The following is a 12,120-nucleotide window of genomic DNA, read 5'->3' as shown; positions in this document are numbered from 1 at the left end:
ACGGGCAGTAAGCCTCTCGATTCATGGACTTTTTTCGGACGCAGTCAGGAACTATCCACAGGGACTGTGGTTAACCCCTCGTTAGCCGGCGCAGAAGCGCCTCTCCCTCCTGCACCGAGATCCTCATGTTTATCGCCATCGCCCGTCCGGCGGTGGAGCCCAAAGGCCCCGACGCCGTCGCCGTCCCCGGCTCTCCCGCCATCGCCGAACTGTCGCCCCGCGCCCTGCATGCGCGCCTCCTCCAGAACGCCGCCCTGCGCCGCCTGCGTGGACTGGAGCGCCGCAGGGAGCAGCGTCTCGAAGACGCCGACTACTGGCTGCATGCCGCGCCGATCGCCGTCCGGAAAGCCAGCGCACTGCGCGAAGAGCATAGTTTCTCGCCGATCCCCTGATAGTCGTCTCACACGCCTGAATACCCACGATGGTGATTTGGGGTTGATTTACCGACCCTCGGTATCCGACAAGTGCGAATGGGCGAAGTCGGATCGGCGCTGACATCTGCGAAGGCGATCCTGGTCACAGGCGGCGCGGGCTATATCGGCGCTCATGTGTGCGAGGCCCTGGCGGCCGCCGGCTATCGGCCCGTCACCTATGACAACCTGTCGACCGGCCGTCGCCGGTTCGTGCGCTGGGGACCGCTGGTCGAGGGCGATGTCTGGGACGCGGACAAGGTGCGCCACACCCTGATCGCCCACGACATCTGCGCCGTCATGCATTTCGCCGGCTCGTCCGTGGTCCCGGAGTCGGTGCGCGCGCCGCTGGATTACTACCGCAACAATGTCGGCGGTCTGTTCGGCCTGTTGGGCGGGATGCGAACGGCGGGCGTGAACAGGCTGGTCTTTTCCAGCACCTGCGCCGTCTACGGCGATCCTGGCGACGATCCGATCACCGAGGCGACGCCGCTGGCGCCCGTCACCCCCTATGGCCGTTCCAAATTGGGCTGCGAGCAGATCCTGTCGGACGCCAGCGCCGCGCACGGGCTGAATGTGATCGCGCTGCGTTATTTCAACGCCGGCGGCGCCTCGGCGTCAGGCCTGATCGGCGAAGATCGGCCGGTTGAGACCCATCTGATCCCGCGCGCCATGATGGCCCTACGCGGCCAGATCGACGACTTCGCCGTTCATGGGACCGACTACCCGACGCTCGATGGCACGGCGGTGCGCGACTATGTCCACGTCTGCGACCTGGCCCAGGGCCATCTCGCCGCCCTGACCCAGTTGCTCGGCGATCGACGCGGTTTCTTCGCCTGTAATCTGGGCGCCGGTCGCGGCCATTCGGTACGGCAGGTGCTGGAAACGATCATGGCCCACAGCGGCCTTCGTCTGCCAGACGCAGCAGGCGCGCGCCGCGCGGGCGACCCGCCGCATCTTGTGTCGGACATCACCGTGGCGCGCCAGGCCCTGGGCTTTGCGCCACGTCAGTCGGACCTGTCCTCCATCGTCGCCAGCGCCTGGGCCTGGCACAGCCAGCTCAGCGCAGTTCGGGCATCCGGCGGCGCAGCGAGGCTTTCAGCTTTTCGAACTTCTGCCCCGCCGACTTGGGCCTTACCCGCCGACGCAGCTCCAGCCCGCCACCCCACAGCGCATGGACCGGCGCTTCAAGATGCGGATGGCGATCATGCTGATGGACAATGGGGCTGACGCTGGCGTCCGGATTGACGACCTTGCCCCCCTCGAACCTCAGCATCTCGCCGGGCGTCAGGCCCAGGGTCGCCACGCGCCCGTAGTTGGGACGAACGGTCATCGCCGTCAGACCCTGATGGATCGCCATGTTGAAGGCCGCCTGATCGGCGCCGAACGCCCCGCCGATCTCGGACCGCGGCGTCGCCGCCAGCGACAGGATCAGTCGCGACAGCCGCGAGACCTCCGCGCGTGGCCCGACGAGGGTGCCGACGCACAGACAGGCCTTGTCGGCCAGCTGCCGCGCTTGGGCCTCCCCGAACAGGGCGCGCAGATACTTCATGTTGAAGGCATGATCGGCCAGCGGCGTCTCGGCCTCGACATAGGCCTCAAGCTCCTTCGGCGCCGGATCGAAGGGCGGCGCCTGGAAGATCACATCGCGCACGTCGCAGGCCAGGGCCGCGCCGGGCCGCTCGCCCAGCAAACCAGCGAAGGCCACGAACCGCTGCATCACCGGATGCGGCGCCCATCCGCGCCAGACCGGCGCATCGACGGCGGTCACCCGATGCTGGGCCAGAAAGGCGCGCAGGGCCGGTTCAGCATCGACGACGAGAGCCACAGGACCCTCGAACACGGCCCGCAGCGACAGGACGAAGGGCGCGATATCGGCCGCGTCGTATCCGGTGGCGTAGCCGACGACGACATCACCGTCCGGCAGGGGCGTAAACCGGCGAGCGACCTCGAACGCCTCGGCCAGCCAGTCCAGATAGTCCGACCGAACCGCCCCCTGTTTCATGGCGTCAGCGATCGCCCATCAGATCGGCGAACCGGTCGAACAGATACAGGCTGTCGGTCGGGCCGGGCGAGGCCTCAGGGTGGTGCTGGACGCTGAAGATCGGCTTGTCCTTGACCGCGATGCCGCAGTTGGTGCCGTCGAACAGGCTGACGTGGGTCTCGGTCACCGCGTCGGGCAGGCTGTCGCGATCGACGGTGAAACCGTGGTTCATCGACACGATCTCGACCTTGCCGGTGGTCAGATCCTTGACCGGATGGTTGGCGCCGTGGTGGCCCTGATCCATCTTCACAGTCCTGGCGCCCAGGGCCAGGGCCAGCATCTGGTGGCCCAGGCAGATGCCCATCAAGGGCTTGCCGCTGGCGACCAGCTTCTGGATTTCAGGCACGGCGTATTCGCCTGTCGCAGCCGGATCGCCCGGACCGTTGGACAGAACCACGCCGTCGGGATTGCGGGCCAGAACCTCTTCCGCCGTCGTCGTCGCCGGGACCACGGTGATGCGCGCGCCAGTCGAGGCCAGGGCGCGCAGGATGTTGCGCTTCACGCCGTAGTCGATGACGACCACGTCCTTGCGGCCCTCGGTCTTCGGATGACCTTCCGGCCAGTCCCACAGACCCTCGTTCCATTCGAACGCCTGCAGGGTCGAGGCGGGCTTGGCCAGGTCCAGACCGACCAGCCCGGTCCAGCCCTTGGCCTGGGCGACCAGGGCCTCCAGGTCGAAGTTTCCGTCCGGGTCGTGGGCGATGACGGCGTGTGGCGCGCCCTTGTCGCGGATGATCTTGGTCAGGGCGCGGGTGTCCACCCCGGCCAGACCCACGACGCCGCGCCGCTTCATCCAGTCGTCGAAACTGGCGTCCGAGCGATAATTGGCCGGATCGGTCGGAACGTCGCGGAAGATGGCGCCGCGCGCCGAGGTGTCGGACCCGCCGCCCATCTGCTCGATGTCTTCGACATTGGTCCCCACATTGCCGACGTGCGGGAAGGTGAAGGCCAGGATCTGGCTCATGTACGACGGATCAGTCAGGATTTCCTGATAGCCGGTCATGGCGGTGTTGAAGACCACCTCGCCCAGGGCCGAGCCGACGGCGCCCACGCCGACGCCCTGCAGGATCGTGCCGTCCGCGAGCGCGAGAACGCCGGTGGCGCCCGGAAGAATCTTCGTCGTCATGGGCGCGCTCCTAAAATCGAATCCGGCCGATACGAAGGCCGAAGGCAAACGGCGGCGTCGTTAAGCCCTGCCGCCTGCCCCGTCAACGTGGCGCGCGTCACCGCCCGTCGGTGATCGACGCCGGACCGATCAGCTGGAACGTCGCCTTGGCCCCGCCCTGGGCGTGCGGCGCCAGCCAGACGTCGAACAGACCGGGCTCGATGCGCCAGGTTTCGTCCGCGCCGATGAAGCCCAGTTGGCGAGCGTTCAGGGTGAAGGTCACCTTCGTGCTCTGGCCCGGCTTCAGCGACACGCGCTTGAAGTCCTTCAGCAATCGGCCCGGCTGGGTCAGGCTGGCGACCCGGTCGTGGATATAGAGCTGAACCAGCTCCTCGGCCGGATGCGACCCGGTGTTGGTCACGGTCACGGCCAGATCCAGCGTGCCGGCCCAGGCCAGCTTGTCGCTCTCCATCTCGACCGGCCCATAGCTGATCGCGCCATAGGTCAGGCCATAGCCGAAGGGATACAGCGCCGTATTCGTCGTCTCGCGATAGCGGGCCTTGTATTCCTCGCTCGCCAGATCGGGATTGGCCGGGCGGCCGGTGGTCTTGCGGTCGTAGGAATAGGGCTGCTGGCCCGACTTGTGCGGGAAGCTGACCGGCAGGCGCGCCGACGGGCCGTGATCGCCGAACAGGACGTCGGCGACGGCATGACCCAGCTGTTCGCCCAGGAACCAGGTCACGACGATGGCCTGGGCGTTCTTCACATTGCCTTCCAGCGCCAGAGCCCGGCCGTTCCTCAGCAGGATGACCATGGGCTTGCCCAGCGCCGCCATAGCGTCGACCAGGGCGACCTGCGGCGCGGGCACCACGATCTCGGTGCGTGACTGGGCCTCGCCCGACATGTTGGTCGCTTCGCCGATGGCCAGGACGATGACCTCAGCGTCGCGGGCGGCGGCGACGGCCTGCTCGATCCCGCCGTCCAGCGGCGTCTCGACGCCCGAACCGCGTGCGACGGTCAGGTTCTGCGGATCGCTCATGGCCGCGCGGAAGCCGGCCTCCAGCGACACGCGTCGCTCGGGCGCGCCCCAGATGGTCCACGGCCCCCAGACATTGTCCACGTCGTCGGCGAACGGGCCGACCAGGGCGATCTTCTGGCTCTTCTTCAACGGCAGCAGGCCGTTATCGTTTTTCAGCAGCACGACCGACTTGCGGCCCGCCTCACGCGACAGCTCGACGTGCTCGCGCGAGCCGACCACCGCCTTTTCACGCACCGGATCGGTGCCGCGATAGGGATCGTCGAACAGGCCCAGCGCCGCCTTGGTGTTCAGGACGCGACGCACCGCCTCGTCCAGCCGCGCCATCGACACCTCGCCCGACGCGACCAGGCTGGGCAAATGTTCCAGATACAGACCCGACACCATCGACACATCGACCCCGGCGTTGAAGGCCAAGCGGGCGGCGTCGCGGCCGTCCTCGGCGAAGCCGTGGGCCACAAGCTCCTGCTCGGAGGTGTAGTCGGAGACGACGAAGCCCTCGAAGCCCCATTCGCCGCGCAGGATGTCGGTCAACAGCTTGCGGCTGCCCGACGCCGGCACGCCGTTGACGTCGTTGAAGGCGCTCATGATCGACAGGGCGCCGGCGTCCACCGACGCCTTGAACGGCGGCAGGAAGACCCCGCGCAACGTCTGCTCGCTCATGTCGGTGGTGTTGTATTCGACCCCGCCCACGGCGGCGGAATAGGCGGCCATGTGTTTGGCGGTGGCCAGGACCGCGTCACGGTCGTCCAGACCCTTTTCGCCCTGGAAGCCGCGCACGCGGGCGGCGGCCAGCAGGTTGTTCAGCAGAACGTCCTCGCCCGCGCCCTCGACGTTGCGCCCCCACCGCTGGTCGCGCGCCACATCCACCATGGGGGCGTAGGTCTGATGAACGGCCGACGCAGCCGTCTCGACCGCCGCGGCCCGCGCCGTGCGCCGCGCCAGTTCGGTGTCGAAGGCCGCCGCCTCGGCCAAAGGCACCGGGAAGATGGTCGACAGGCCGTGGATCACGTCCGCCGCGAACAGCAGCGGGATCTTCAGCCGGCTCTCCTCCATCGCCACGCGCTGGATGCGGCGGCCCGCCTCGGCGCCGATGCCGTTGAACAGCGACCCGACCTTGCCTTCGCGGATCAGGGCCGTGACGCGCGCGGGATCGCCCGTGCCGTCCAGCGGGTTCACCGCCGTCGGCATCCAGCGGAACGGATCGGCCAGCAGGTTCAGCTGGCCCGCCTTCTCCTCGACCGTCATGGCCGCGATCAGATCCTCGATCTTCTGGCGGTGACGGGCGACGGTGCGGGACGCTTGGGCGGAAACAGGCATGGGGAAAACTCCGGCGCCCATCAGGGCCAAAAGCCCCAGGCCAGACAAGAAATTTCTACGGGAAGCCGCAGGCTTGAGAGGTCGCGTCATTTAGGCTGGCGCTCCTTTCGGGGGACAATCGAGCAGCGAAGCGAGAGGCCTAGCCTCTCGGCCCCGACGGCTTCAACCCCCGCCCGCCATGTAAATCGATGTAACGCCGCGCTGCGCGGTCACGCCGCGTTTCGCCGCCATCATCCCAGGGCGATATCCAGGAACATCATTCCCACCAGGCCGATCATCAGGCCGATCATCGACCCCTCGCCCTTGGACTTCTCGCGGGTCTCGGGAATGATCTCGGCGGTGACGACATAGATCATGGCCCCCGCCGCCAGGCCCAGCCCCCACGGCAGGGCGCCGGGCAAGAGATCGACCACGCTGGCGCCGATCAGGCCGCCGACCGGCTCGACCAGGCCCGAAGCCAGCGCCGCCGCAAAGGCCGGCCAGCGGCCGTATCCCAGGGTCGCCATCGCCGCCGACACGGCCAGTCCCTCGGGCATGTTCTGGATGCCGATGCCGATGGCGGTGGACAGGCCCTGATGCATATCGCCGCCGCCGAAGCTGACGCCCACGGCCGCGCCTTCGGGGAAGTTGTGCAGGGTGATGGCGATGATGAACAGCCAGATGCGCCGCGACAGGTCGCGCGATCCCGCCGGTCCGATGGCCAGCATGTCCACCGGCGCGAACCGGTTCATCAGGCCGATCACCGTCGCCCCGATCAGCACCGCCGCCCCCATGACGCCGGCCGCCGCCGCTTGGCTGGCCCCGCCCGCCTGCAGCACGTCCACGCCCGGAATGATCAGCGAGAAGAAGGAGGCCGCAAGCATGACCCCGGCGGCGAATCCCAAGAGGGCGCTCTGGGTCTGCACCCCCGCCTTGCGGAAGAACAGCAGAGGCACGGCGCCCACCGCCGTCATCATGCCCGCCGCCAGACTGCCCAGACCGCCGGCGGCGATGGGGGAAAGGGATTCCATCATCCGTCTGCATTGCGGCGAGACACGGCAAGAGACAAGCCCGAACCGTGGCGTTACAGAAAGCTTCATGTCCCAGCGCGCCGCCCTCCCCGTCGGCCCGAACGCTGCGTCGGCGCTGGGCGCCGCCCGGCGGGTCGTGGTCAAGATCGGATCCTCCCTGCTGATCGACGCAGCCACGCGTCAGCCGACGCGCGACTGGCTGGCGGCCGTCGCCTCGGACCTGGCGGCGCTGAAGGCCGAGAGGCGCGAGGTCATCGTCGTCTCGTCCGGCTCGATCGCTCTGGGCCGGGGCCGGCTGCCTTCGCTCGGCGCACGGCTGGAGGACAAGCAGGCGGCGGCCTCGGTCGGACAGTCGCTGCTGATGGCCGCCTGGTCCGGGGCGCTGGACCCGCACGGCCTGATCGCGGGCCAGGTGCTGCTGACGCGCGACGACACCGAACGCCGTCGGCGGTGGCTGAACGCCCGCGCGACCGTCGAGGCCCTGTTGACCCACGGCGTCATCCCCGTCGTCAACGAAAACGACACGGTGGCGACCGAGGAAATCCGTTACGGCGACAACGACCGGCTGGCGGCGCGCACGGCCCAGTTGGCGCGAGCGGATCTGCTGATCCTGCTGTCGGACGTGGACGGCCTTTATACCGCCGATCCGCGCCGCGATCCGAACGCCGCCCATCTGCCCCTGATCGAGACGCTGAGCCCTGACATCCTGGCCATGGGCGGCGGCGCCAACGCCGATGCGGGCGTGGGCACGGGCGGCATGGCGACCAAGCTGGCGGCGGCCCAGATCGCGCGTTCGGCCGGTTGCGCCACCATCATCGCCTCGGGCCAGACCCTGTCGCCGCTCAGCGCCATCCGCGACGGCGCGCGCGCCACCCTGATCGCCGCCCCCGACGGGCCGATGGCCGCCTATAAGCAGTGGATCGCCGGCAGTCTGTCGCCAACTGGAACCCTGACGCTGGACGCCGGGGCCGTCACGGCGCTGAAGGCAGGCAAGAGCCTGCTGCCCGCCGGGGTCACGGCCGTCTCGGGCGGATTCGAAAAGGGCGACTGTGTGCGTCTGCTCGACCCGGACGGTCGCGCCGTCGGGGTGGGCCTGGCCGCCTACGCCGCCGACGAGGCCGCGCGCCTTCGCGGCCGACGCTCGGACGAGATCGAGACCCTGCTGGGCTATCGCGGGGCCTCGGTGCTGATCCACCGCGATGACATGGTGCTGGACGACCGATGACCGATCTGAAGACCCGAATGCTCGATCTGGGCCAGCGCGCCCGCGCCGCCGCCATGCTCTTGCGCGAAGCTCCCGCCGCCGCCCGCACCCGCGTGTTGGAAATCCTGTCGGCAAAGTTGGCGGCCGCTGAACCCGCCCTGCTCGCCGCCAACGCCCGCGATGTGGAGGCCGCCCGCCTGAACGGCATGACCGAGGCCCTGATCGATCGGCTGTCGCTGAGCTCCGCCCGCATCGCCGGGATGGCCGAGGCGGTGGCGACCATCGCCGCCGTGCCCGATCCGCTGGGCGTCGAGACCGAACGCTGGACCCCCGCCAACGGCCTGGACATCGCGCGCGTCCGCACCCCGATCGGCGTGCTGGGCGTGATCTACGAGAGCCGTCCCAACGTCACAGCCGACGCCGCCGCCCTGTGCATCCGCTCGGGCAATGCGGCCATCCTGCGCTGCGGCTCGGACTGTCTGCATTCGTCCCTGGCCATCGCCGCCCTGATCGCGGAAAGCCTGGCCGAGGCCGGCCTGCCCGCCGATGCGGTGCAACTGGTCGACACTCCCGACCGTGAGGCCGTCGGCCTGATGCTGACCGGGCTGAGCGGCGCCATCGACGTCATCGTCCCGCGCGGCGGCAAGAGCCTGGTCGCCCGCGTCCAGGCCGAGGCGCGAACGGCCGTGCTCAGCCACCTGGAAGGCCTGAACCACACCTATCTGCATGAGGCCGCCGATCTGGAGACCGCCCGCGCCATCGTTCTGAACGCCAAGATGCGCCGCGTCTCGGTCTGCGGCGCGACCGAGACCCTGCTGGTGGACCGGGCGGCGGCCCAGCGCCTACTGCCCCCTATCGCCGCCGACCTGATCGCCGCCGGCTGCGAACTGCGCGGCGACGAATCGGCCTGCGCCATTGTCCCCGCCATGACGCCCGCGACCGAGGCCGACTGGATCACCGAATATCTGGCCCCCATCCTCGCCGTCCGCGTCGTGGACGATCTGGACGCCGCGACCGACCACATCGCCCGCTACGGCTCGGGCCACACCGAGGCCATCGTCACCACCGAGGCCGAGGCCGCCGAGCGGTTCGCCGTCAAGGTCGACAGCGCCATCGTCCTGATCAACGCCTCGACCCAGTTCGCCGACGGCGGCGAGTTCGGTTTCGGCGGCGAAATCGGCATCTCCACCAACCGCCTCCACGCGCGCGGCCCGGTGGGGGCGGAGCAGCTGACCACCTACAAATACGTCGTGCGTGGCCAGGGCCAGATCAGGCCGTAGGTCGCGCACGTTCTCCCTCCTCGTTCGGAGAGGGTGGCTGAGCCGAAGGCGAGGTGGGGGCGGCAGGCGATATCCCGCTGAATGAGAAAAAGCGGCTCGTTTCCGAGCCGCCCCCATCCGGTCGCTGACGCGACCACCCTCCCCCGCGGGGGAGGGAGATTGGTGCGTGGTCTCAGCCGCGCCGCGGCAAAGCATAGGCGATGACATAATCGCCCTCTGGCGTTTCCATGAAGTGATGGCCCGCCGCCACGATCACCAGATACTGGCGGCCGTTCTGCTCGTAGATCATCGGGTTGGCCTGGCCGCCGGCGGGCAGGACGTCGGACCAGACGGTCTTTCCCGTCTCGATGTCGATGGCGCGGATCAGGTCGTCGGTCGCTGCGGCGATGAAGATCAGGCCGCCCGCCGTGACCACCGAGCCGCCGTTGTTCGGCGTGCCGATTTCCAGCGGCAGCATCGAGGGGATGCCGAACGGCCCGTTCTTGCGCGCCGTGCCGAACGGACGATCCCACAGGGTCTTGCCGCTCTGGACATCGATGGCCCGGATGCCGCCGTACGGAGGCTCCTTGCACAGCAGTCCGGTGAAGGGCATCCGCCAGCCGGCGTTGACGTCGATCGCATAGGGCACGCCCATCTGCGGATCGCCCGCGCCTTCGGCCTTGGCGCCCTCGCCGGTCTTCTCTTCCTGATAGCGAGGGTCGTCGCGGGGGAACCAGCCCAACTTGTTCGCCTCGGCGCGCGGCACCAGACGGTTGTAGTTGGGCATGTCGTTGTAGTTGGCGATGATCACGCCGCGACGCGGATCCAGCGCCACGCTGCCCCAGTCCGAACCGCCGTTGTAGCCCGGATATTCGATGAAGCGACGGTCGGCGGTCGGGGGTGTGAACTGGCCCTGATACGACGCCTTCTTGAACTGGATGCGGCAGATCATCTGGTCGATCGGCGACATGCCCCACATGTCGACTTCGCGCAGGTCGGGCTTGGCCAGGGTGTTGAACAGCGAATAGGGCTGGGTCGCCGCGCGCTGGGCCGGTTCGACGCCGCCGCGCGGGGCCGGACGATCCTGAACGCCGTGCAGGGGCTGGCCCGTGCGGCGATCCAGCACGAAGATCTCACCGCGCTTGGACGGCAGGATCACCGCCGGCGTCACGCCCCCTGCGGTCGGCATGTCGACCAGCGTCACCTGCGAACCCAGGTCGTAGTCCCAGACGTCGCGGCGCACGGTCTGATAGCTCCAGCGCGGCTTGCCCGTAGTGACATCCAGCGCGACCAGGGCGCTGGAATATTGGTTCTCCTGGGGCCGGCGCAGCGACGAATAGTAGTCGGCGGCCGAGTTGCCCATCGGCAGATAGACCAGGCCCAGGGCTTCGTCGCCCGTCGCCGTCGTCCACATGTTCGGCGTGCCCGGCGTATAGGTCTGGCCGGCCGGCGGGGCGGTGGTGATGTCGGGACGCATCATGTCCCAGGCGAAGCGCAGCTGACCCGTTACGACGTCGTAGCCCTGGATCACGCCCGAGGCGTTCCAGCGTTTCTGGCCGTCCAGCACTTGGTGACCCGTGACGATGACGCCGCGCACGACGACGGGCGGCGAGGTGATCGACACCATGCCGGGATAGGGATTGCCGATCCCTTCCTTGATGCTGACGGCGCCGTTGGTTCCGAAGGCCGGGCAAGGCACGCCGGTGCGCGCATCGACCGCGATAATGCGGCCGTCCAGCGTGCCTTCGATGATGCGGGTCGCGCAGGGCTGGGCCTGATCGACGTTGGGCGCGGCGTAATAGGTCACGCCCCGGCAGGCGGCGGTGTAGGGGATCTGCTCGTCCGCCACCTTCGGATCATAGACCCATTTCTGCCGACCTGTGTTGGCGTCCAGGGCGAACATCTTGTTGCGACCCGAGCAGAGATAGACGGTGTCGGCGATCTTCAGCGGCGTGGTCTCGGCGCCGAAGCGTTCGCCGGGCAGGTCGCCGGTGCGGAAGGTCCAGGCGCGCTCCAGCTGCCCGACGTTGGTCTTGTTGATCTGGTTCAGCGGCGAATAGCGCTGGGCCGCATCCGAGCCGCCATAAGCGGGCCAGTCCATGCCGGCCTTGATCAGGGCGGGATCGCCGAACGGTCCCCGCGCGCCGGGCACGGGGCTGTCGACGCCGGGCGCATTGATCTGACCGACCACCAGGCCGAACACGACCGTCAGGATCGCCAGCCCGAGCGCACCAAGGCCCGCCGTCTTGCCGCCGCCGCGCGAGCGCAGCACCGGCAGGGTCGCCAACACCAGGAACATCAGGACCAGCGGCCCGACCAGGCGCGGGATCATGGCCCAGCCGTTCAGGCCCTTCTCCCACAGCGCCCAGATCACCGTGGCGACGAAGACCGCGCCATAGAGCCAGGCTCCGCGTACGTCGCGCCAGACAAGCAGAAGGCCCGACACGATCAGCGCCAGGCCTGCAATCAGATAATACCAGGAGCCGCCCAGCATCGCGAGCTGAACGCCGCCGACCGTCAGCACCAGACCGATCACGGCCAGTAGGACCCCAAGAAGCAACGTCAGCCATCCCCCAAGGCCGGTCGGGGTTGTCCATCGGGGCATGGGCGCACTCTCTGTGGTCGGCTGAAATCCGTCTTTCGAACGCCTCGAGGCCGCGCCGGTTCCTATTGTCGCACCCCTGGAACAAAATCCTGTTGCGGCGCAAACGGCCACCATCAGCAACTTTTGA

8 protein-coding genes and 1 pseudogene are annotated in these 12,120 nt (G+C 68.6%); 4 read left to right on the top strand and 5 right to left on the bottom strand.

The window, feature by feature from the left end:
* The first annotated feature begins 125 nt into the window (after positions 1 to 125).
* Together ABIB58_RS03970 and galE are read left to right on the top strand one after the other, a co-directional pair.
* On the top strand, positions 126 to 392 hold the full coding sequence (locus tag ABIB58_RS03970; protein WP_045809738.1) for a hypothetical protein: 267 nt from the start codon (positions 126 to 128) through the stop codon (positions 390 to 392).
* A 78-nt stretch (positions 393 to 470) separates the two neighbouring features.
* A pseudogene (galE, locus tag ABIB58_RS03965) lies at positions 471 to 1,460 on the top strand (UDP-glucose 4-epimerase GalE); the annotation flags it as partial.
* A gap of 10 nt (positions 1,461 to 1,470) precedes the next feature.
* On the opposite strand, the gene ABIB58_RS03960 reads toward galE, so the two are convergent.
* The 4 genes from ABIB58_RS03960 to ABIB58_RS03945 form a co-directional block, all read right to left on the bottom strand.
* Complete coding sequence (locus tag ABIB58_RS03960) at positions 1,471 to 2,415, bottom strand: hypothetical protein (RefSeq protein ID WP_231576550.1); 945 nt, start codon at positions 2,413 to 2,415, stop codon at positions 1,471 to 1,473.
* Positions 2,416 to 2,419: 4 nt separating this feature from the next.
* On the bottom strand, positions 2,420 to 3,580 hold the full coding sequence (gene carA, locus ABIB58_RS03955) for a glutamine-hydrolyzing carbamoyl-phosphate synthase small subunit (RefSeq protein WP_045809737.1): 1,161 nt from the start codon (positions 3,578 to 3,580) through the stop codon (positions 2,420 to 2,422).
* Positions 3,581 to 3,677: 97 nt separating this feature from the next.
* Positions 3,678 to 5,915 (bottom strand): glycoside hydrolase family 3 N-terminal domain-containing protein, encoded by a 2,238-nt coding sequence (locus tag ABIB58_RS03950; protein WP_045809736.1) that lies wholly within the window; start codon positions 5,913 to 5,915, stop codon positions 3,678 to 3,680.
* Positions 5,916 to 6,145: 230 nt separating this feature from the next.
* Positions 6,146 to 6,925, bottom strand: a complete 780-nt coding sequence (locus ABIB58_RS03945) for a ZIP family metal transporter (protein ID WP_295184523.1) — start codon at positions 6,923 to 6,925, stop codon at positions 6,146 to 6,148.
* A 67-nt stretch (positions 6,926 to 6,992) separates the two neighbouring features.
* On the opposite strand from ABIB58_RS03945, the gene proB reads away from it, so the two are divergent.
* Entirely contained in the window at positions 6,993 to 8,150 is a 1,158-nt protein-coding gene (proB, locus tag ABIB58_RS03940) for a glutamate 5-kinase (protein WP_354039208.1), read from the top strand.
* On the top strand, positions 8,147 to 9,409 hold the full coding sequence (locus tag ABIB58_RS03935; protein WP_354039206.1) for a glutamate-5-semialdehyde dehydrogenase: 1,263 nt from the start codon (positions 8,147 to 8,149) through the stop codon (positions 9,407 to 9,409). Before proB ends, ABIB58_RS03935 begins: the two co-directional genes overlap by 4 nt.
* Positions 9,410 to 9,581: 172 nt before the next feature.
* Here ABIB58_RS03935 and ABIB58_RS03930 read toward each other — a convergent pair whose 3' ends face one another.
* Positions 9,582 to 11,993 carry a membrane-bound PQQ-dependent dehydrogenase, glucose/quinate/shikimate family gene (locus ABIB58_RS03930; RefSeq protein ID WP_354039204.1) on the bottom strand — a complete coding sequence of 804 codons (2,412 nt, stop codon included), beginning with the start codon at positions 11,991 to 11,993 and terminating at the stop codon, positions 9,582 to 9,584.
* Positions 11,994 to 12,120: the final 127 nt, after the last annotated feature.

The organism is Brevundimonas sp. UYEF29 (assembly GCF_040546195.1).
Classification (GTDB): domain Bacteria; phylum Pseudomonadota; class Alphaproteobacteria; order Caulobacterales; family Caulobacteraceae; genus Brevundimonas; species Brevundimonas huaxiensis.
This window is presented reverse-complemented; position numbering and strand designations above follow the sequence as displayed.